This window comes from Pseudomonas sp. PDM21 (assembly GCF_014852505.2).
Taxonomy (GTDB): domain Bacteria; phylum Pseudomonadota; class Gammaproteobacteria; order Pseudomonadales; family Pseudomonadaceae; genus Pseudomonas.
In genome coordinates, this window is sequence record NZ_CM181223.1 from 6,463,825 (window position 1) to 6,484,956 (window position 21,132).

The 21,132-nt window shown below is 61.2% G+C and carries 13 protein-coding genes, 2 tRNA genes and 3 rRNA genes; 3 read left to right on the top strand and 15 right to left on the bottom strand.

What is annotated here, in order from left to right; genetic code table 11:
* Nucleotides 1–61 precede the first annotated feature (61 nt).
* The 12 genes from IB275_RS29825 to IB275_RS29880 form a co-directional block, all read right to left on the bottom strand.
* Nucleotides 62–955 (bottom strand): response regulator, encoded by an 894-nt coding sequence (locus IB275_RS29825; RefSeq protein WP_192293619.1) that lies wholly within the window; start codon nucleotides 953–955, stop codon nucleotides 62–64.
* A 132-nt stretch (nucleotides 956–1,087) separates the two neighbouring features.
* Nucleotides 1,088–1,831, bottom strand: a complete 744-nt coding sequence (gene phoU / locus IB275_RS29830; RefSeq protein WP_045217747.1) for a phosphate signaling complex protein PhoU — start codon at nucleotides 1,829–1,831, stop codon at nucleotides 1,088–1,090.
* 118 nt (nucleotides 1,832–1,949) lie between these two features.
* Nucleotides 1,950–2,786, bottom strand: a complete 837-nt coding sequence (pstB, locus tag IB275_RS29835) for a phosphate ABC transporter ATP-binding protein PstB (RefSeq protein WP_192293621.1) — start codon at nucleotides 2,784–2,786, stop codon at nucleotides 1,950–1,952.
* Nucleotides 2,787–2,838: 52 nt separating this feature from the next.
* Nucleotides 2,839–4,515, bottom strand: coding sequence for a phosphate ABC transporter permease PstA (gene pstA, locus IB275_RS29840; RefSeq protein ID WP_192293623.1), 1,677 nt, complete (start codon nucleotides 4,513–4,515; stop codon nucleotides 2,839–2,841).
* Between the two features lie 25 nt (nucleotides 4,516–4,540).
* Nucleotides 4,541–6,574, bottom strand: a complete 2,034-nt coding sequence (locus IB275_RS29845; RefSeq protein ID WP_192293670.1) for an ABC transporter permease subunit — start codon at nucleotides 6,572–6,574, stop codon at nucleotides 4,541–4,543.
* Nucleotides 6,575–6,969: 395 nt separating this feature from the next.
* Nucleotides 6,970–7,941: a phosphate ABC transporter substrate-binding protein PstS gene (pstS, locus tag IB275_RS29850; protein ID WP_024762034.1), complete on the bottom strand. Its 972-nt coding sequence runs from the start codon at nucleotides 7,939–7,941 to the stop codon at nucleotides 6,970–6,972.
* 421 nt (nucleotides 7,942–8,362) lie between these two features.
* Nucleotides 8,363–8,478 (bottom strand): 5S ribosomal RNA (gene rrf / locus IB275_RS29855).
* Between the two features lie 134 nt (nucleotides 8,479–8,612).
* Nucleotides 8,613–11,504: ribosomal RNA gene (locus IB275_RS29860) — 23S ribosomal RNA — on the bottom strand.
* Nucleotides 11,505–11,733: 229 nt separating this feature from the next.
* Nucleotides 11,734–11,809: transfer RNA gene (locus tag IB275_RS29865), tRNA-Ala, on the bottom strand.
* Nucleotides 11,810–11,837: 28 nt separating this feature from the next.
* Nucleotides 11,838–11,914 (bottom strand) — tRNA-Ile (locus tag IB275_RS29870).
* Between the two features lie 64 nt (nucleotides 11,915–11,978).
* A 16S ribosomal RNA gene (locus IB275_RS29875) occupies nucleotides 11,979–13,515 on the bottom strand.
* Together the 16S, 23S and 5S rRNA genes with 2 tRNA genes alongside form the textbook arrangement of a ribosomal RNA operon.
* A 565-nt stretch (nucleotides 13,516–14,080) precedes the next feature.
* Entirely contained in the window at nucleotides 14,081–15,400 is a 1,320-nt protein-coding gene (locus IB275_RS29880; RefSeq protein ID WP_192294677.1) for an MFS transporter, read from the bottom strand.
* A gap of 259 nt (nucleotides 15,401–15,659) precedes the next feature.
* On the opposite strand from IB275_RS29880, the gene IB275_RS29885 reads away from it, so the two are divergent.
* On the top strand, nucleotides 15,660–16,064 hold the full coding sequence (locus IB275_RS29885; RefSeq protein WP_017521585.1) for an acyl-CoA thioesterase: 405 nt from the start codon (nucleotides 15,660–15,662) through the stop codon (nucleotides 16,062–16,064).
* Between the two features lie 59 nt (nucleotides 16,065–16,123).
* Here the strand turns inward: IB275_RS29885 and betA are convergent, their stop codons facing one another.
* The 3 genes from betA to betI all read right to left on the bottom strand — a co-directional run bounded on the left by betA (nucleotide 16,124) and on the right by betI (nucleotide 20,047).
* On the bottom strand, nucleotides 16,124–17,806 hold the full coding sequence (betA, locus tag IB275_RS29890) for a choline dehydrogenase (RefSeq protein WP_192294675.1): 1,683 nt from the start codon (nucleotides 17,804–17,806) through the stop codon (nucleotides 16,124–16,126).
* Between the two features lie 128 nt (nucleotides 17,807–17,934).
* Complete coding sequence (gene betB / locus IB275_RS29895; protein WP_192294667.1) at nucleotides 17,935–19,407, bottom strand: betaine-aldehyde dehydrogenase; 1,473 nt, start codon at nucleotides 19,405–19,407, stop codon at nucleotides 17,935–17,937.
* 46 nt (nucleotides 19,408–19,453) lie between these two features.
* Nucleotides 19,454–20,047: a transcriptional regulator BetI gene (betI, locus tag IB275_RS29900; protein ID WP_054909619.1), complete on the bottom strand. Its 594-nt coding sequence runs from the start codon at nucleotides 20,045–20,047 to the stop codon at nucleotides 19,454–19,456.
* A gap of 360 nt (nucleotides 20,048–20,407) precedes the next feature.
* Here betI and IB275_RS29905 point away from each other — a divergent pair, with 360 nt between their 5' ends.
* A complete protein-coding gene (locus IB275_RS29905; RefSeq protein ID WP_151188742.1) occupies nucleotides 20,408–20,968 on the top strand; it encodes an HdeD family acid-resistance protein in 561 nt (186 codons plus the stop codon).
* Entirely contained in the window at nucleotides 20,961–21,131 is a 171-nt protein-coding gene (locus tag IB275_RS29910; RefSeq protein ID WP_167523245.1) for a hypothetical protein, read from the top strand. Before IB275_RS29905 ends, IB275_RS29910 begins: the two co-directional genes overlap by 8 nt.
* The last annotated feature ends 1 nt before the right edge of the window (nucleotide 21,132 follow it).

Genomic DNA, 21,132 nt, shown 5'->3' on the forward strand with positions numbered 1-21,132 from the left:
ACCTGCCGCCGGTCGGGGTGTGAAGCAGTACTGCCCGCCGGTCGGTGCATTTGTAACCGGATCAGGCGCCGGGCACGTAGTGCTTCTGCGAGCTGCCGCGGGCGATCAGGCGAGAGAGGTAGTCGAGCTTCTGCGGGTCACGGTCGACGAAGCGGAAGGTCAGCTGCAGCCACTCGCTGTCCGGCTTGGGCTCCAGCGCGGCCACGGCATGCAGGTAGCCGTTGAGGCGGGCGACGTCGCTGTCTTCTTCCAGGTCCAGCACGGCGCTTTCCAGCACCTGCGGCAGCGGCGTGCCGCGCTTCACCACCAGCAGCGCTTCCTTGAGGCTGAGCGCCTTGATCACGCAGGGCAGGTTGGCGGACGGCAGGCGCAGCTGGCCCTGCTGACCCTTCGCGCCGCTTCGGGCGGCAGGGGCGGCGGCAGTCGGAGCCGCAGCAGCCGGACGCGGTGCAGCAGGCGCTGCCGCCGGGCGCACCGTCTCGGCCTTGCCGCCGGTGAGGGCAGCCAGCGAGTCGTTGGGCATCGAGCCGACCAGGCTGCGCTGCGGCGCCTGGGCCGCGAGGGCTTCCAGCTTGCCGGCGCGCGACAGCGCCTTCTTCACCTTGCTCACCAGCTGGTCGTTGGAGAACGGCTTGCCGATGAAGTCGGAGACGCCGGCCTGGATGGCCTGCACCACGTTGTCCTTGTCGCCGCGGCTGGTGACCATGATGAAGGGCGTGGTCTTCAGGTTGTCCTGCTCGCGGCACCAGGTGAGCAGCTCGATGCCCGACAGCTCCGGCATTTCCCAGTCGCAGAGGATCAGGTCCACGGCCTGGCGCGCGAGGAACTGCTGCGCCTTGCGGCCGTTGACCGCTTCTTCGATCTGCAGACCGGGGAAATGGTCCCGCAGTCCCTTCTTCACCAGGTCACGGATGAACGGAGCGTCATCCACGACCAGCACACTGACCTTGCCCATCGGCATCTCCCGAAAACGATAGGGCGAAGGATAGCCTTGCCGGGTGGCTACATGCCATTGGTGAGGGACCGCTCGGCCATAAAATGACGAACCCGGCGCTAGGCCGGGTCCGTCCTGGTACGGGCGTCTGGCTTATTCGGCCTTGTCGGCCTTGCCAGCGGTGCCCTGTACTTCTTCCTTCATGCGGGTCAGGCCGATGTGGCGGACATCGGTGCCGCGCACCAGGTAGATCACCAGTTCGGCGATGTTGCGCGCGTGGTCGCCGATGCGCTCCAGCGAACGCAGGGCCCAGATGACGTTGAGCACCCGGGAGATGGCCCGCGGGTCTTCCATCATGTAGGTGACCAGCTCGCGCAGGGCAGTCTTGTATTCGCGGTCGACGGTCTTGTCGTACTGCGCCACCGACAGCGCGAGGTCGGCGTCGAAGCGGGCAAAGGCGTCCAGCGCCTCCTGCACCATCTTGCGCACCTGGTTGCCGATGTGGCGCACCTCGACATAGCCGCGCGGCGACTCGCCTTCCTCGCACAGCTGGATGGCGCGGCGGGCGATCTTCGAGGCTTCGTCACCGATACGCTCCAGATCGATCACCGACTTGGAGATGCTGATGATCAGACGCAGGTCGGAGGCGGCCGGCTGGCGGCGGGCGAGGATGCGCAGGCATTCCTCGTCGATGTTGCGCTCCATCTGGTTGATCTGGTCGTCGATCTCGCGCACCTGCTGGGCCAGGCCCGAGTCGGCGTCGATCAGCGCGTTGACCGCGTCGTTGACCTGCTTCTCCACCAGGCCGCCCATGGCCAGCAGATGGCTGCGCACATCTTCCAGCTCGGCGTTGAACTGCTGCGAGATGTGGTGGGTGAGGCTTTCTTTGTTGATCATGCTTTCGCTCCGCGAAATAGCTGCAAGCTGCAAGCCGCAAGCTTCAAGTCAATCGTGGTGTACCCGGTGGCACGTTCTTGCCGCTTGTGGCCTGCGGCTTGAAGCTGGCGCGCAGCGCTTAGCCGTAGCGGCCGGTGATGTAGTCTTCGGTCTGCTTCTTGGCCGGGTTGGTGAACAGGGTATCGGTATCGCCGAACTCGATCAGCTTGCCCATGTACATGAACGCCGTGTAGTCGGAAACCCGCGCGGCCTGCTGCATGTTGTGGGTCACGATGACGATGGTGAACTTGGATTTCAGCTCGTAGATCAGCTCTTCGATCTTCAGGGTGGAGATCGGGTCCAGTGCCGAGCAGGGTTCGTCGAGCAGCAGGACTTCCGGCTCCACGGCGATGGTGCGGGCAATGACCAGACGCTGCTGCTGGCCACCGGAGAGGCCGAGAGCGGACTCGTGCAGGCGGTCCTTCACTTCGTCCCACAGCGCGGCGCCCTTGAGGGCCCACTCGACGGCTTCGTCGAGCACACGCTTCTTGTTGATGCCCTGGATGCGCAGGCCGTACACCACGTTCTCGTAGATGCTCTTGGGGAACGGGTTGGGCTTCTGGAACACCATGCCGACGCGGCGGCGCAGTTCGGCGACGTCGACGTTCTTGGCGAAGATGTTGTGGCTGTCCAGGAGGATCTCGCCCTTCACGTTGCAGCCGTCGACCAGGTCGTTCATGCGGTTGAAGCAACGCAGCAGGGTGGACTTGCCGCAGCCGGACGGACCGATGAAGGCGGTCACGCGCTGCTTGGGGATGTTCATGCTGACGTCGAACAGAGCCTGCTTTTCGCCGTAGAACAGGCTCAGGCCGGGCACTTCGAGGGCGACGGTCTCGCTTTCCAGGTTCATGCCATGGCGGTCGCCGCGGCCGAGCGCGCCGATGTCGATGCCGTGGGATGCGCTTTCATGTTGCATGTTCAGTCTCCTTGGGAGGCCAGGCGGCGGGCACGGCCCGCCGCCTGCAGAATCAGTTTTCCAGCGCCTTGTACTTTTCGCGCAGGCGGTTACGAATCGCGATGGCCGAGAAGTTCAGCAGGGCGATGACCATCACCAGCAGCAGCGCGGTGGCGTACACCAGAGGGCGCGCGGCCTCGACGTTCGGGCTCTGGAAGCCGACGTCATAGATGTGGAAGCCCAGGTGCATGATCTTCTGGTCCAGGTGCACGTACGGGTAGTTGCCGTCGACCGGCAGCGCCGGAGCCAGCTTCACCACGCCCACCAGCATCAGCGGCGCCACTTCACCAGCGGCACGGGCCACGGCGAGGATCAGGCCGGTCATCATCGCCGGACTGGCCATCGGCAAGACCACTTTCCACAGGGTCTCGGCCTTGGTTGCGCCCAAGGCGAGGGAGCCTTCACGGGTGGCCCGCGGGATGCGCGCCAGGCCTTCCTCTGTGGCCACGATCACCACCGGCACCGCGAGGATGGCGAGGGTCAGCGAGGCCCAGAACAGCCCAGGCGTGCCGAAGGTCGGCGCCGGCAAGGCTTCGGGGAAGAACATCCGGTCAAGCGAGCCGCCCAGCACGTAGACGAAGAAGCCCAGGCCGAACACGCCGTAGACGATCGCCGGAACACCCGCGAGGTTGTTCACCGCGATGCGGATGATGCGGGTCAGCAGGCCCTGGCGGGCGTACTCGCGTAGGTAGACGGCAGCGATCACACCGAACGGGGTGACGATCACGGCCATCACCAGGGTCATCATCACGGTGCCGAAGATGGCCGGGAAGATACCGCCCTCGGTGTTGGCTTCACGCGGGTCATCGCTGAGGAATTCCCACAGCTTCTTGAAGTAGAAGCTCAGTTTGGTGGCCACGCCCATCTGGTTCGGCTGGTAGGCATGCACCAGCTTGCCGACGCTGATTTCGGTCTGCTGGCCGGTGGCGTCGCGCATAACGATGCTGTCGCGGTTGAACTCCTGGTGCAGGCCGTTGAGCTGCTCTTCCAGCACCTTGTACTGGGCGTTCAGCTCGGCGCGGCCGGCGGCGATGTCGGCCTCGGCGGTGGCATCCAGCTTGTTGTTCAGCTGCAGGCCACGCTCCTTGAGGCGCAGGCGCTCCAGACCATGGTTGATGCCGCCGATGTCCTTCTTCTCCAGCTGGTACAGCTTGGAGTAGAGCTCATCGACGCGCTTGAGACGGGTCTGCAGCTCGGCCATGGCGCCCGGACCTTCGGCAACCACCTTGCCATTTTCCTTCACGCTCAGCAGGTAGCCATAGAAGTTGCCCCACTCGCGGCGCTCCAGGGTGACCAGGTCTGCCGGGTGACGACGGTCGGCCAGCCATTCGCCGATCACCCAGGAGAAGTCGCTGCCGTATAGGTCGCGGTTGCCCAGCTTGAGCAGTTCGCGGGTCATGAACTCCGGACCATTGTCCGGCACCGGCAGACCGGCGCCGCGCAGGCGTTCACGCGGCACCTGCTCGACCTGGACTTCTTCGCCAATCAGGGTCTTGGGCGCTTCACCGGGGACGGTGTAGGTCGCTTCGATCACATCCGCCGGCCAGAAGTGGCCGAGACCGCGTACGGCGATCACGGCGAGCAGGCCGATGGTCATGATCACGGCGATGGACACCGCACCCGCGTTCATCCACACCCAGGGAGAACCGCTGGCAAACCACGCTTTGACGGATTCCTGTTTCTGTTTCACGGAACGTAGCCTCGTCGAGCGCCGCTTAGAGCGACGCGTATTTCTTGCGCAGGCGCTGACGGATCAGCTCTGCCAGGGTGTTCATCACGAAGGTGAAGGACAGCAGTACCAGTGCCGAGAGGAACAGCACGCGGTAGTGAGTGCCGCCGACCTCCGACTCGGGCATTTCCACCGCGACGTTCGCCGCGAGGGTGCGCATGCCCTGGAAGATGTTCACGTCCATCACCGGGGTGTTGCCGGTGGCCATCAGCACGATCATGGTCTCGCCCACGGCGCGGCCCATGCCGATCATCAGCGCGGAGAAGATGCCCGGGCTGGCGGTCAGGATCACCACGCGGGTCAGCGTCTGCCAGGGCGTGGCGCCCAGGGCCAGGGAGCCGTAGGTCAGGCTGCGCGGCACGCTGAAGATGGCGTCTTCGGCGATGGAGAAGATGTTCGGGATCACCGCGAAGCCCATGGCCAGACCCACTACCAGAGCGTTGCGCTGGTCGTAGGTGATGCCCAGGTCATGACTGATCCACAGGCGCATGTCGCCGCCGAAGAACATGGTCTCCAGATGCGGGCTCATCCACAGGGCGAAGGCACCGGTGGCGAGGACCACGGGGATCAGGATCGCTGCTTCCCAGCCGGCCGGCAGGCTCAGGCGGATGCGCTCGGGCAGACGGCTCCAGATCAGGCCGGCAGCGAGGATACCCAGCGGGGTAAGCAGCAGCAGGCTGAAGATTCCCGGCAGGTGGCCTTCGACGTACGGCGCGAGGAACAGGCCGGCGAAGAAGCCGAGGATCACCGTCGGCAGCGCTTCCATCAGCTCGATCACCGGCTTCACCTTGCGGCGCATGCCCGGAGCCATGAAATACGCGGTGTAGACGGCGGCGGCGATGGCCAAAGGAGCAGCGAGAATCATCGCGTAGAACGCGGCCTTCAGGGTACCGAAGGTCAGCGGCGACAGGCTCAGCTTGGGCTCGAAGTCGGTGGTCGCGGCGGTGGATTGCCAGACGTAGGACGGCTTGTCGTAGCTCTCGTACCAGACCTTGCCCCACAGCGCGCTGAAGGACACTTCCGGGTGCGGGTTGCTCAGGCTGAAGCGACGCAGTTCACCGCCCTGCTCGAGGATCAGTCGGTTGGCGCGCGGCGACAAGGCCATCGGGCCGGCGGACGGCGCGACATTCTCCACCAGCAGCGTGCGGTGCGCGGTGCTGTGGAAAATGCCCAGGTTGCCCTGCTTGTCGATGGCGAGGAAGCCCTTGCGGCGCTGCTCCGGCGCGATGCTGGAGATCGGCTGGTCGCCCAGCTTGAAGTCACGCACATGGGACAGGCGCGGCTCGCCGTCTTCGCCACGGGCCATGAACCACTGGCTGATGCCACCCTTGGAGTCGCCGACCATCAGCGAGATACCACCCAGCAGCTGGCTGCTGGCGGTCACTTCGGCGGAGGCGTCATCCAGCAGCTTGTAGCGGCCGTTGAGCTGGTGGGAGTTCAGGTCGAACACGTCGGCCTGGGCGCGGCCATTGAGTACATAGAGCCACTGCTTGCGTGGGTCCATGTAGATGGCCTTCACCGGATCGGCGATCTGCGGCAGGTTGATGCGTTCTTCCTGCAGGGAGCTCTCGCCGGTCAGCATGTTTTCCTGCTGAGTCAGGCCGAGCAGGAGCATTTCGCTGCCGGTGGACGCGGCCAGCAACAGGCTGTCGTCACCCGAGACGATCGCCACGTGCTCCAGCGGACGGCCCTGGGGATCCAGGTTCATCGGCGCTTCGCCGTAGGGATAGTCGATGTGCGGGGTGATGGTCTTCTTGTTGTCCGGGTAGGTGACCTTGTAGTTGTGCTTGAACACCAGCACCTGGCCGTTGGACAGGCCCAGCGCGACGGTCGGATGCCCCGGCTGGTCCTCGGCGATGGAGGTGACGCTGGTGCCGGTGGGCAGCTTCAGCGCAACGCGGTCCATCTCGTCGCCTTTCTTGGCGTCGAAGAACACCACTTCGCCGTTGGCGGCGACGCGCATGCCCACCATGTTCTGCTCTTCGATGCTCAGCAGCAGCGGCGCCTGGGCCGTTTTCAGCCAGGTCGGAGCGAGGGGGTCACGCGTCTCCAGTTCGGCGCCGCGGAACAGCGGCAGCACGACGTAGGCGAGGTAGAAGAAGATCAGGGTGATGGCAGCCAGCACAGCGAGACCGCCGACCAGGACGTACCAGCGAGTCAGTCGATCCTTGAGCGCCCGGATACGGCGCTTGCGCTGCAGTGCAGGCGTATTGAAATCGATCCGCTCGGGGAGAGAAGAAGTCATCGGGGAGTTGGCCATGTCGTTCATGGAGTGACACCCTAGCGGCCCTATATGACAGAAAGATGACATGGAGGTGACGCGACAAAGCCCGCCAGCAGAGCCATGCTGGCGGGCTCGGTCGAGTAGGCGTCAGCCCATGCCGGACGGGGATCTCCGTCCGGTTGGAGGACTGATTACAGACCCAGGTCCTTGATCGCTTTTTCGGCGACTTTGGACGGCAACGGGATGTAGCCGTCCTTCACGACAACCTGCTGGCCAGTCTTGGAGAGCACCATCTTCAGGAACTGTGCTTCCAGCGGGTTCAGCGGCTTGTTCGGCGCCTTGTTGACGTAGACGTAGAGGAAGCGCGACAGCGGGTAGGTGCCGTTCAGGGCATTCGCCTCGTTGTCTTCGATGAACTCGCCGCCTTCTTTCTTGGCCAGGGCAACGGTCTTCACGCTAGCGGTCTTGTAACCGATACCGGAGTAGCCAACGCCGTTCAGGGACTGGCTGACCGACTGAACCACGGAAGCCGAACCCGGCTGCTCGTTCACGTTCGGCTTGTAGTCGCCTTTGCACAGGGCTTCTTCCTTGAAGTAGCCGTAGGTGCCGGAGACGGAGTTACGACCGAACAGTTGCACAGGCTTGTTGGCCCAGTCGCCAGTCAGGCCCAGATCACCCCAGGTCTTCACTTCCGACTTGCCGCCGCACAGGCGGGTGGAGGAGAAGATGGCGTCGACCTGTTGCATGGTCAGGCCCTTGATGGGGTTGTCCTTGTGCACGAAGATCGCCAGGGCGTCCACGGCAACCGGAACAGCGGTCGGCTTGTAGCCGTACTTCTGTTCGAAGGCCTGCAGTTCGACATCCTTCATCTTGCGGCTCATCGGGCCCAGGTTGGCGGTGCCTTCGGTCAGAGCCGGCGGCGCGGTGGAGGAACCGGCGGCCTGGATCTGCACGTTCACGTTCGGGTACAGGCGCTTGTACTCTTCCGCCCACATGGTCATCAGGTTGGCCAGAGTGTCGGAACCGACGCTCGACAGGTTGCCCGACACACCGCTGGCTTTCTGGTAGTCCGGCAGGGCCGGATCGATCGCGGCTACCGCACTGGCGGTGCCTACGCCTGCAGCGACAAAAGTCAGGGCCGCCATCAAACGCTTGAGTTTCATGCCTTGCTCCTTAAGGAGAATGGGGTTGGATGGAACGGGGGCCAGTATCGGCAGGCCGCATGAAGACTCTATGACTGGAATGTGACAGTTGGATGAAATGCCATCAGTCTGCTGGCAAGCGGTTGTAACAAGCCAAATCGGATGGATGATGCGGCGGGAAATGGCGTTCCAGAGCCTCTGCTGGGCCGCTTGTGCCCTTTGCAGGAGCGAGTTTGCCCGCGAACAGCTCTTGCCTTGGCGCTACGAATTCAAGCTCGCAGGGTCCATAACCGTCCGCAGCTTTCCGCCTTCTATGACACTCCTCACGGCGACGATCTACGCCTCCTGGAGCGAGTGCCCAGCCTCATTGCGAGGCCAATGTTTCCGCGCGCAAAAGCAAAGCCCCCGGCCAGCGATGCTGACCAGGGGCTTTGGGATAGGAGCTTGACGATGACCTACTCTCACATGGAGAAACTCCACACTACCATCGGCGATGCGTCGTTTCACTACTGAGTTCGGGATGGGATCAGGTGGTTCCAACGCTCTATGGTCGTCAAGCAATTCTTTATGGACGCTCGTGGCAAGTGCACACGTTCATCCAGATTCGGGTATGTGACAGGTATTTGCGGTTCACACGAACTTTCGGTTCGTTACGTCTTCACCGTACAACACGCAAATTGTTTGGGTGTTATATGGTCAAGCCTCACGGGCAATTAGTATCGGTTAGCTCAACGCCTCACAGCGCTTACACACCCGACCTATCAACGTCGTAGTCTTCGACGGCCCTTTAGGGGAATCAAGTTCCCAGTGAGATCTCATCTTGAGGCTAGTTTCCCGCTTAGATGCTTTCAGCGGTTATCTATTCCGAACATAGCTACCCGGCAATGCCACTGGCGTGACAACCGGAACACCAGAGGTTCGTCCACTCCGGTCCTCTCGTACTAGGAGCAGCCCCTCTCAAATCTCAAACGTCCACGGCAGATAGGGACCGAACTGTCTCACGACGTTCTAAACCCAGCTCGCGTACCACTTTAAATGGCGAACAGCCATACCCTTGGGACCGGCTTCAGCCCCAGGATGTGATGAGCCGACATCGAGGTGCCAAACACCGCCGTCGATATGAACTCTTGGGCGGTATCAGCCTGTTATCCCCGGAGTACCTTTTATCCGTTGAGCGATGGCCCTTCCATACAGAACCACCGGATCACTAAGACCTACTTTCGTACCTGCTCGACGTGTCTGTCTCGCAGTCAAGCGCGCTTTTGCCTTTATACTCTACGACCGATTTCCGACCGGTCTGAGCGCACCTTCGTACTCCTCCGTTACTCTTTAGGAGGAGACCGCCCCAGTCAAACTGCCCACCATACACTGTCCTCGATCCGGATAACGGACCAGAGTTAGAACCTCAAGCATGCCAGGGTGGTATTTCAAGGATGGCTCCACGCAGACTGGCGTCCACGCTTCAAAGCCTCCCACCTATCCTACACAAGCAGGCTCAAAGTCCAGTGCAAAGCTACAGTAAAGGTTCACGGGGTCTTTCCGTCTAGCCGCGGATACACTGCATCTTCACAGCGATTTCAATTTCACTGAGTCTCGGGTGGAGACAGCGCCGCCATCGTTACGCCATTCGTGCAGGTCGGAACTTACCCGACAAGGAATTTCGCTACCTTAGGACCGTTATAGTTACGGCCGCCGTTTACCGGGGCTTCGATCAAGAGCTTCGCTTTCGCTAACCCCATCAATTAACCTTCCGGCACCGGGCAGGCGTCACACCCTATACGTCCACTTTCGTGTTTGCAGAGTGCTGTGTTTTTAATAAACAGTCGCAGCGGCCTGGTATCTTCGACCGGCATGGGCTTACGGAGTAAATCCTTAACCCTCGCCGGCGCACCTTCTCCCGAAGTTACGGTGCCATTTTGCCTAGTTCCTTCACCCGAGTTCTCTCAAGCGCCTTGGTATTCTCTACCCAACCACCTGTGTCGGTTTGGGGTACGGTTCCTAGTTACCTGAAGCTTAGAAGCTTTTCCTGGAAGCATGGCATCAACCACTTCATCATCTAAAAGATGACTCGTCATCAGCTCTCGGCATTAAGACCCCGGATTTACCTAAGATCTCTGCCTACCACCTTAAACTTGGACAACCAACGCCAAGCTGGCCTAGCCTTCTCCGTCCCTCCATCGCAGTAACTAGAAGTACAGGAATATTAACCTGTTTCCCATCGACTACGCTCTTCAGCCTCGCCTTAGGGACCGACTAACCCTGCGTCGATTAACGTTGCGCAGGAACCCTTGGTCTTTCGGCGTGGGAGTTTTTCACTCCCATTGTCGTTACTCATGTCAGCATTCGCACTTCTGATACCTCCAGCAAGCTTCTCAACTCACCTTCACAGGCTTACAGAACGCTCCTCTACCGCGCATCTTGCGATGCACCCGTAGCTTCGGTGTATGGTTTGAGCCCCGTTACATCTTCCGCGCAGGCCGACTCGACTAGTGAGCTATTACGCTTTCTTTAAAGGGTGGCTGCTTCTAAGCCAACCTCCTAGCTGTCTAAGCCTTCCCACATCGTTTACCACTTAACCATAACTTTGGGACCTTAGCTGACGGTCTGGGTTGTTTCCCTTTTCACGACGGACGTTAGCACCCGCCGTGTGTCTCCCACGCTGACACTTCCAGGTATTCGGAGTTTGCATCGGTTTGGTAAGTCGGGATGACCCCCTAGCCGAAACAGTGCTCTACCCCCTGGAGTGATACGTGAGGCGCTACCTAAATAGCTTTCGAGGAGAACCAGCTATCTCCGAGCTTGATTAGCCTTTCACTCCGATCCACAAGTCATCCCCTACCTTTTCAACGGGAGTGGGTTCGGTCCTCCAGTCAGTGTTACCTAACCTTCAACCTGCTCATGGATAGATCGCCCGGTTTCGGGTCTATACCCAGCGACTAAAACGCCCTATTAAGACTCGCTTTCGCTACGCCTTCCCTATACGGTTAAGCTCGCCACTGAATATAAGTCGCTGACCCATTATACAAAAGGTACGCAGTCACCTAACAAAGTAGGCTCCCACTGCTTGTACGCATACGGTTTCAGGTTCTATTTCACTCCCCTCTCCGGGGTTCTTTTCGCCTTTCCCTCACGGTACTGGTTCACTATCGGTCAGTCAGTAGTATTTAGCCTTGGAGGATGGTCCCCCCATATTCAGACAAAGTTTCTCGTGCTCCGTCCTACTCGATTTCACTTCAAAGAACCTTTCACATACGGGGCTATCACCCACTATGGCCGCACTTTCCAGAGCGTTCTGTTAGATTCAAAGAAGCTTAAGGGCTAATCCCCGTTCGCTCGCCACTACTAAGGGAATCTCGGTTGATTTCTTTTCCTCAGGGTACTTAGATGTTTCAGTTCCCCTGGTTCGCCTCTTACACCTATGTATTCAGTGCAAGATACCTAACTTATGCTAGGTGGGTTTCCCCATTCAGAGATCTCCGGATCAAAGTCTGTTTGCCGACTCCCCGAAGCTTATCGCAGGCTACCACGTCTTTCATCGCCTCTGACTGCCAAGGCATCCACCGTATGCGCTTCTTCACTTGACCATATAACCCCAAGCAATCTGGTTATTGTCTCGAACGTGAAGACGACATTCGCCGAAAATTCGCGCTTGAACTCGCAAATTTTACCTTGACTTGAATAATCACCAGTGAAAGAGATTATTCAGTCTACTTCTATCACATACCCAAATTTTTAAAGAACAGTTCTGGCACAAAGACCAGACATCAATGTTCGTTCATCCTGAACATTCATGTCTGAGCTTTCGACGATTAATGGTGGAGCCAAGGAGGATCGAACTCCTGACCTCCTGCGTGCAAAGCAGGCGCTCTCCCAGCTGAGCTATGGCCCCATTCGGATCAGCAGCACACCACAACAATTGGTGGGTCTGGGCAGATTCGAACTGCCGACCTCACCCTTATCAGGGGTGCGCTCTAACCAACTGAGCTACAGACCCAATCGTCTAACCAGTGAATCAAGCAATTCGTGTGGGAGCTTATGAAGAAGCTGAGATCTTCGATTAAGGAGGTGATCCAGCCGCAGGTTCCCCTACGGCTACCTTGTTACGACTTCACCCCAGTCATGAATCACTCCGTGGTAACCGTCCCCCTTGCGGTTAGACTAGCTACTTCTGGAGCAACCCACTCCCATGGTGTGACGGGCGGTGTGTACAAGGCCCGGGAACGTATTCACCGTGACATTCTGATTCACGATTACTAGCGATTCCGACTTCACGCAGTCGAGTTGCAGACTGCGATCCGGACTACGATCGGTTTTATGGGATTAGCTCCACCTCGCGGCTTGGCAACCCTCTGTACCGACCATTGTAGCACGTGTGTAGCCCTGGCCGTAAGGGCCATGATGACTTGACGTCATCCCCACCTTCCTCCGGTTTGTCACCGGCAGTCTCCTTAGAGTGCCCACCATAACGTGCTGGTAACTAAGGACAAGGGTTGCGCTCGTTACGGGACTTAACCCAACATCTCACGACACGAGCTGACGACAGCCATGCAGCACCTGTGTTCCGATTCCCGAAGGCACTCTCGCATCTCTGCAAGATTCCGGACATGTCAAGGCCAGGTAAGGTTCTTCGCGTTGCTTCGAATTAAACCACATGCTCCACCGCTTGTGCGGGCCCCCGTCAATTCATTTGAGTTTTAACCTTGCGGCCGTACTCCCCAGGCGGTCGACTTATCGCGTTAGCTGCGCCACTAAGATCTCAAGGATCCCAACGGCTAGTCGACATCGTTTACGGCGTGGACTACCAGGGTATCTAATCCTGTTTGCTCCCCACGCTTTCGCACCTCAGTGTCAGTATCAGTCCAGGTGGTCGCCTTCGCCACTGGTGTTCCTTCCTATATCTACGCATTTCACCGCTACACAGGAAATTCCACCACCCTCTACCGTACTCTAGTCAGGCAGTTATGGATGCAGTTCCCAGGTTGAGCCCGGGGATTTCACATCCATCTTACCAAACCACCTACGCGCGCTTTACGCCCAGTAATTCCGATTAACGCTTGCACCCTTCGTATTACCGCGGCTGCTGGCACGAAGTTAGCCGGTGCTTATTCTGTTGGTAACGTCAAAACAGCAAGGTATTAACTTACTGCCCTTCCTCCCAACTTAAAGTGCTTTACAATCCGAAGACCTTCTTCACACACGCGGCATGGCTGGATCAGGCTTTCGCCCATTGTCCAATATTCCCCACTGCTGCCTCCCGTAGGAGTCTGGACCGTGTCTCAGTTCCAGTGTGACTGATCATCCTCTCAGACCAGTTACGGATCGTCGCCTTGGTAGGCCTTTACCCCACCAACTAGCTAATCCGACCTAGGCTCATCTGATAGCGCAAGGCCCGAAGGTCCCCTGCTTTCTCCCGTAGGACGTATGCGGTATTAGCGTTCCTTTCGAAACGTTGTCCCCCACTACCAGGCAGATTCCTAGGCATTACTCACCCGTCCGCCGCTAAATCCGGGAGCAAGCTCCCATCATCCGCTCGACTTGCATGTGTTAGGCCTGCCGCCAGCGTTCAATCTGAGCCATGATCAAACTCTTCAGTTCAATACTGCTTGGGTTTTGAGAAAACCCTAAACTTGGCTCAGCAATCGCATGCTCTATTTAAAGAGCTAAAACTCTCGAATTCACGAGTGTCACTTGCGTTGCTGATAATCAGTCGATCATCAGTCTTACATCACAAGCACCCACACGAATTGCTTGATTCAACTTGTTAAAGAGCGTTTGGCTGAGGCTTTCGTCTCAACCGAGGCGCGCATTCTACGCTAACCTCATCTTCCGTCAAGCTTTATTTTTCGAAAATTTCTTTTCTACTCAATCGCTTGTGCTTCAGCGAAGGAAACCTTCTCATCAGCGGGAGGCGCATTCTACAGCGATCAAACTCGCTGTCAACCACCTCGGCGATCTTCTTTTCAGCTCGCTGCCGGAGCAGCTAATGAAGAGCGGCAAGTGAACCACCTGCCTGACCACCACCCTCAACTTCGAATCTCTGTAAGTACTTGATTTTCAAGTTCTTTCAGCGCTTCGTCGCTGGGAGTGGTGCGCATTATAGGGAGTTTAAATCGGTCGTCAACGACTAATTTAATCTTTTCGCAAAAAACTGTCCTACCGATCAGTTTATGGCCATTCCCTGCCCTACCAACCTGCGCTCCTGGCGCAACAGGTAGGCACCGACCAGCAGGCCTACCACGCACAGCGCCACTACATAATAAGCTGGGCCCAGCGGGTCTTCCTTCATCAGAAGGGCAACCACCATGGGCGTCAGGCCGCCGAAGATGGCGTAGGCCAGGTTGTAGGAGAAGGACAGACCGGTGAAACGCACCACCGCCGGGAAGGCGTTGACCATCACGTAAGGCACCGCACCGATGACGCCGACGCACAGGCCGGTGACCGCATACAGCGGGAACAGCCAGTCCGGATGCGCCTTGAGGCTGGTGTAGAAGGTCCAGGAGACGACGCCCAGCAGGATGCTTCCATATATAAAGGTGCGGCCCGCGCCGAAACGGTCGGCGAGACGCCCGGCCAGGATGCAGCCGACGCTCAGGCAGACGATAGCCACGCTATTGGCCTTCAGCGACGTGGCAGCATCGAACCCATAGACAGTTTGCAGCACCGACGGGGTCATCAGGATCACCACCACGATGCCGGCGGACAGCACCCAGGTCAGTAGCATGGACAGCACGATGGCCGGGCGATGCTCACGCACCACCACACCCAGCGGCACCTCATCGGCCAGTTGCTTGCGCAGTTGCAGTTCGGCGAATACCGGCGTCTCGTGCAGCCAGCGGCGCAGGTAGACGGAGAACAGACCGAAGATGCCGCCCAGCAGGAACGGGATACGCCAGGCGTAGCCCTGCACTTCCTCGGCGCTGTAGACGCTGTTGATCAGGGTCGCCACCAGCGAACCGATGAGGATGCCCGCGGTCAGACCCGACGTGAGCGTGCCGCAGGCATAGCCCACGTGACGATGGGGGACGTGCTCGGCAACGAACACCCAGGCACCCGGGACCTCACCACCGATGGCGGCGCCCTGGATGACGCGCAGCAGCAGGAGCGCCAGCGGCGCCCAGATTCCGATCTGCGCGTAGGTGGGCAGCAAGCCCATGATCAGCGTAGGAACGGCCATCAGGAAGATGCTCAGGGTGAACATCTTCTTGCGGCCCAGCAGGTCGCCGAAGTGGGCCATCACCACCCCACCCAGCGGACGGGCCAGGTAACCGGCGGCGAACAGGCCGAAAGTCTGCAACTGGCGCAGCCAGTCGGGCATGTCGGCGGGGAAGAACAGCTTGCCGACCACGGTGGCGAAGAACACGAAGATGATGAAGTCGTAGAACTCAAGGGCGCCGCCCAGGGCGGACAGCGAAAGAGTCTTGTAGTCGCTGCGGGTCAACGGACGTGACGCGGGCGCGGCAGGAGCGTTCACAGAAGGCATGGTGCTTGTTATCTCTGCAGGCAAGGAGGCTGCGGCCAGCAGCCGCAGGTGCCGCACCATAGCAAATTGCGCGGAGGCGACACAGCGGCCGCGCCCGCGGGAATTTCACCCTATCCTGCGGTCGTCGCGCCGGCCCTCCCTCTATATAATGCGGGCAGGCCGATCAAAAGCTGTCCCAAGGCCTTGCGCCGGCAGGTGTCTTGGGAGAGTTTTTCCATACCCTCACCATGAGTACGCCGGGGGCAAGAGGCCCTTACCTATGATCGAGCTCGAACAAGAAGATCCTATCCCGCAAGGCGACCTGGCCTTGCAGATCACCGCCCTGCCGCGCGAGACCAACGGCTTTGGCGACATCTTCGGTGGCTGGCTGGTGGCGCAGATGGATCTCGCCGGAACCGCCATGTCCAGCCGCATCGCCGGAGGCCGCGTGGCCACGGTAGCCATCGACCGCATGGCCTTCCTGGTTCCGGTCGCTGTCGGCGCGCAGCTCTCCTTCTATACCCAGACCCTGGAAGTGGGCCGCAGCTCTATCCGCATGCTGGTCGAGGTATGGAGCGATGACCCGCTGTCCAGCGAATGGCGCAAGGTCACCGAGGCGGTGTTCGTCTTCGTTGCCATCGACGGTAGCGGGCGCACCCGACCGGTTCCGCCGCGTCGCGGCTGAAAACTGAAAACTGAAAACGCCGGCAATCTCGCCGGCGTTTTCGTTTCTATCATTCAGAATCAGCGCTGCGGCTTTCCACGCACCGGCGCACCTTCGGCCTTGAAGTAGTCGGCGGTGCTGCGAGGCAGCGACGGGCGACCGCGCACCTTATCGGCGAGCTTCTCGGCCATCATGATGGTGGTGGCGTTGAGGTTGCCGGTGATGATCAGCGGCATGATCGACGCATCGATCACCCGCAGCCCTTCCATGCCGTGCACACGGCCTTCGCCATCGACCACCGCCATGTCGTCGTCGCCCATCTTGCAGGAGCAGGAAGGGTGGAAGGCCGTTTCCGCATGTTCACGGACGAAGGCGTCGAGGTCGGCGTCGCTCTGCTTGTCCAGGCCCGGGCTGATCTCGCGGCCGCGATAGGGGTCGAGCGCCGGCTGGTTCATGATCTCGCGGGTGATCCGGATCGCATCGCGGAACTCCTGCCAGTCCTGCTCGCAGGACATGTAGTTGAACAGGATGCTCGGGTGCTTGCGCGGATCGCGGGAGGTCACGTTGATCCGCCCGCGGCTGGGAGAGCGCATGGAGCCGACGTGAGCCTGGAAGCCGTGCTCGCTCACCGCGTTGCTGCCGTTGTAGTTAATCGCCACCGGCAGGAAGTGGTACTGGATGTTCGGCCACTCGAATTCCGGGCGACTGCGGATGAAACCGCCCGCCTCGAACTGGTTGCTCGCGCCCAGCCCTGTACCGAGGAACATCCACTGGGCGCCGATCTGCGGCTGGTTCCACCATTGCAGCGCCGGGTACAGCGACACCGGCTGCTTGCAGGCGTACTGCAGGTACATCTCCAGGTGGTCCTGGAGGTTCTGGCCGACGCCAGGCAGGTCATGCACGACCTCGATGCCCTGGTCGCGCAGCAGCGCCGACGGGCCGACACCGGAGCGCTGCAGCAGTTGCGGAGAAGCGATGGCACCCGAGCACACCAGCACTTCGCGGCGTGCGCGGACGTCCTTCAGCGCGTTGTCATCGCCATGCAGATAGGTCGCGCCAATGGCACGTTTGCCACTGAACAGGATGCGGTCGGTCAGCGCGTGGGTGACGATGGTCAGGTTCGGCCGCTCGCGGGCCTGGTCCAGGTAGCCACGGGCAGTACTGGCGCGCCGTCCTTGCGGGGTGACGGTGCGGTCCATCGGACCGAAGCCTTCCTGCTGGTAGCCGTTGAGGTCCTCGGTACGTGGGTAACCGGCCTGCACACCGGCTTCGACCATGGCATGGAACAGTGGGTTGTTGCCCGCCTTGGGCGTGGTGACGCTCACCGGGCCGCTGCCGCCGTGGTAGTCGTTGGGGCCGATGTCGCGGGTCTCGGCCTTGCGGAAGTACGGCAGGCAGTCGAGGTAGGTCCAGTCTTCCAGGCCCTTCTCCTGCGCCCAGCCATCGAAGTCCATGGCATTACCGCGGATGTAGCACATGCCGTTGATCAGCGAGGAACCGCCCAGGCCCTTGCCGCGCCCGCACTCCATGCGGCGGTTGTTCATGTGCGGCTCCGGGTCGGTCAGATACGCCCAGTTGTAGCGACGGCCCTGCAGCGGGTAGGCCAGCGCCGCCGGCATCTGCGTGCGGAAGTCGGCGCGGTAGTCCGGACCACCGGCTTCGAGCAGCAGGACGCTGACGTCGGCGTCCTCGGTCAGGCGGGTAGCCAGTACGTTACCGGCCGAACCCGCGCCGATGATGATGTAGTCGTATTCCTGGGACATGCAGGCCTTCCTCTTTTTCAGGCACGACACCGCCCGCGACGCGTGCGCGCCGGTGTCTGCGTGTTGGGAATGGCCGGTGGTCAGGGAGTCATGCCTGCGACCGGCCTTTCATGGCTCGATCGCGGCGATCAGAACACCGAGGTGTAGTCGCCCAGCTCTACCTGTACGGATTTGATGCGAGTGTAGTGAGCCAGGGTGGTCAGGCCGTTCTCACGACCGACACCCGATTGCTTGTATCCGCCAACCGGCATCTCGGCCGGCGACTCGCCCCAGGTGTTGATCCAGCAGATGCCCGCTTCCAGGCGGTGGATCGCCCGGTGCGCGCGGGCCAGGTCCTGGGTCACGACGCCGGCGGCGAGGCCGTACTCGGTGTCGTTGGCGCGGCGGATGGCCTCGTCTTCGGTGTCGTATACGAGGATGCTCATGACCGGCCCGAAGATTTCCTCGCGGACGATGGTCATGTCGTCACGGCAGTCGGTGAACACGGTCGGCGCGACATACGCGCCCTTGCCGAACTCGCCCTGGGTGACGCGCTCGCCACCGCACAGCAGGCGGGCCTTCTGTTCCTTGCCGGACTCGATGTAGGAGAGAACGCTCTCCATGTGCGGGAAGCTCACCAGCGGGCCGAAGTTGGTGTTCTCGTCCTGCGGGTTGCCCAGGCGGATGCGCTTCACGCGCTCCAGCACCTTGGCCTCGAAGCGCGCCTGCAGGTTGCGCGGGATGAACACGCGGGTGCCGTTGGTGCAGACCTGGCCGGAGCTGAAGAAGTTGGCCATGACGGCGATATCGGCGGCACGGTCGAGGTTGGCGTCCTCGAAGATGATCAGCGGCGACTTGCCGCCCAACTCCATGGTCACTTCCTTGAGCGAGGAACTGGAAGCGCTGGCCATGACCTTCTTGCCGGTGGAGGTGCCACCGGTGAAGGAAATCTTCTCGATCAGCGGGTGTTCGGTCAGCCACTGGCCGACTTCGCGGCCGCTGCCGGTGAGCACGTTGAACACGCCATCGGGCAGGCCGGCCTGGGTGTAGACCTCGGCCAGCTTCAGCGCGGTCAGCGGGGTGACTTCGCTGGGCTTGAAGATCATCGCGTTGCCCGCGGCCAGGGCCGGGGCGGATTTCCACAGGGCGATCTGGATCGGGTAGTTCCAGGCGCCGATGCCGGCGACCACGCCCAGCGGCTCGCGGCGGGTATAGACGAAGCTGGTGTCGCGCAGCGGGATCTGCTCGCCCTCGATGGCGGGCACCAGACCGGCGTAGTACTCGAGCACGTCGGCGCCGGTGACGATGTCGACGAAGCGGGTCTCGACCAGCGGCTTGCCGGTGTCGAGGGTTTCCAGCTCGGCGAGCTCGTCATTGCGCTCGCGGAGGATGTCCACGGCGCGACGCAGGATGCGCGAGCGCTGCATGGCGGTCATCGCCGCCCAGACTTTCTGCCCTTCCACCGCCGCCTGCACGGCGCGCTCGACGTCTTCCTTCGAGGCGCGTTGTACCTGGGCGAGGACTTCACCGTTGGCCGGATTGATGGTCTCGAAGGTGGCGCCGCTGGTGGCTTCCACGTAGCGACCGCCAATGTAGAGGTTCTGTACTTCGAATCGAGCCATGGTGCGGTGGTCCTCTCTTGTCGGTGTCAGCGCAAGGCTGCGCCCGCTATCCGGGGCGCTTGGCCAGTTGTTGGTCGAGATAGTCGTAGGCAATCGCCAACGCCTGCTCGGTGTCGAAGGCATCGCCCGAGAGCGCGCCCCGCAGCCAGAGGCCGTCGATCAGCGCGGCCAGCCCGCGAGCAGCGCTGCGGGCCTGGGCCAGCGGCAGTTCGCGGCGGAACTGGCTGCACAGGTTCGAATACAGCCGGTGATCGTTGATCCGCTGCAGGCGGCGCAGCTGCGGCTGGTGCATGCTGCTGGCCCAGAACGCCAGCCAGGTCTTCATGGCCGGGCCGTTGACCTGCGAGCTGTCGAAGTTGCCGGCGATGATGGCCCGCAGGTGCGAGCGCGGTTCGTCGTTGCGCAAGGTAGCGCGGCGCTCGGCGACGGCCTTGCTCAATGCCGACATCAAATGTCGCATCGTCGCGTCCAGCAGCCCGTTCTTGTCCTGGAAGTAGTGGCTGATGATGCCGTTGGAGACCCCCGCCAGGCGGGCAATCAGGGCGATGCTGGCGTCGCTCATGCCCACCTGGTCCACCGCCTCGAGGGTCGCGTGGATCAGCTGGGAGCGGCGAATCGGCTGCATACCGACCTTGGGCATTTTTCAATCTCCTCTTCGCCGGGCGTACCTGTGCCGTCCGGCGATAATGTGGGTCAGTCTATTCGTTTTTTATTGAACGCTCAATCAACTAAGAATATGCTGCGTTGCATCAAGTCCTCCGAGGCGCCCGCATGGCGGGGCCTGTACCGTTCATCGCTACGCCACCGGCAAGGATCGCAGAATCCGCGCCGGATGTGTCGCAGCCGCTCTCCCCGGTGACGTCGCCTGACGGCACCTGCCCGTTGCGACGGGCCTTTCACAGCCCGGCCCGTGCCGGGCTTTCTTTTGCCCCACGTCAGGGCCCGCGCCGCGCACCAGCGACTATGGTTTCAGCCATACCCCCTCGCGAGGATCGCCGCCATGTCGCAACACCCGCTCTGGCAAGCCCTGGGCCGCCACTGGAAATGGATCGCCCTGCGCGGGGTCGCTGCCCTGCTGTTCGGCATCCTGGCCATGGTCTGGCCGGGCATCGTGCTGACCGTGATGGTGCTGTTCTTCGGCGCCTATGCCTTCGTCGACGGCTTGTTCACCCTGATCGCCGCCGCACAGATGCGCGAATCCGGCCGGCCGCTGTGGCCGCTGGTGCTGGTGGGCTTGCTGGGGATCGCCGCCGGGCTGGTCGCCTTCCTCTGGCCGCAGCTGACCGCGCTGGGCCTGCTGATGCTGATCGCCGGCTGGGCGCTGGTGATGGGCGTGCTGCAGATCATCGCCGCAATCCGCCTGCGCAAGGCGCTGCAGAACGAATGGTGGCTGGGGCTTTCCGGCGCGGTATCGGTGCTGTTCGGCGTGCTGATGATCGGCAATCCGGGAGCCGGTGCGATCGCCGTGGCCTGGGTGATCGGCGCCTACTCGGTGTTCTTTGGCGCCCTGCTGATCATGCTCGCGCTGCGCCTGCGCAAGACCTCGACCTTCAATGCCTGAGGAGCGGGACTGGTGCCTGCTGCGCCTGGACGACAACGGCAACCGCTTCGTCATGCGCCGCCAGCTGAGCCGTGCCGAGGCCGAAGCCCTGGCGCAGGACTACCAGGCCCGCGGCCACCGGCAGACCTACTGGGCGGAGCGCGAGACGCCCCGCCCGGCCTGAC

Excerpts from the sequence above, each read along its gene's own strand:
- IB275_RS29825 (WP_192293619.1), bottom strand. The coding sequence starts at position 955 with ATGGGCAAGGTCAGTGTGCTGGTCGTGGATGACGCTCCGTTCATCCGT.
- phoU (WP_045217747.1), bottom strand. The coding sequence starts at position 1,831 with ATGATCAACAAAGAAAGCCTCACCCACCACATCTCGCAGCAGTTCAAC.
- pstB (WP_192293621.1), bottom strand. The coding sequence starts at position 2,786 with ATGCAACATGAAAGCGCATCCCACGGCATCGACATCGGCGCGCTCGGC.
- pstS (WP_024762034.1), bottom strand. The coding sequence starts at position 7,941 with ATGAAACTCAAGCGTTTGATGGCGGCCCTGACTTTTGTCGCTGCAGGC.
- IB275_RS29880 (WP_192294677.1), bottom strand. The coding sequence starts at position 15,400 with ATGCCTTCTGTGAACGCTCCTGCCGCGCCCGCGTCACGTCCGTTGACC.
- IB275_RS29885 (WP_017521585.1), top strand. The coding sequence starts at position 15,660 with ATGATCGAGCTCGAACAAGAAGATCCTATCCCGCAAGGCGACCTGGCC.
- betA (WP_192294675.1), bottom strand. The coding sequence starts at position 17,806 with ATGTCCCAGGAATACGACTACATCATCATCGGCGCGGGTTCGGCCGGT.
- betB (WP_192294667.1), bottom strand. The coding sequence starts at position 19,407 with ATGGCTCGATTCGAAGTACAGAACCTCTACATTGGCGGTCGCTACGTG.
- betI (WP_054909619.1), bottom strand. The coding sequence starts at position 20,047 with ATGCCCAAGGTCGGTATGCAGCCGATTCGCCGCTCCCAGCTGATCCAC.
- IB275_RS29905 (WP_151188742.1), top strand. The coding sequence starts at position 20,408 with ATGTCGCAACACCCGCTCTGGCAAGCCCTGGGCCGCCACTGGAAATGG.
- IB275_RS29910 (WP_167523245.1), top strand. The coding sequence starts at position 20,961 with ATGCCTGAGGAGCGGGACTGGTGCCTGCTGCGCCTGGACGACAACGGC.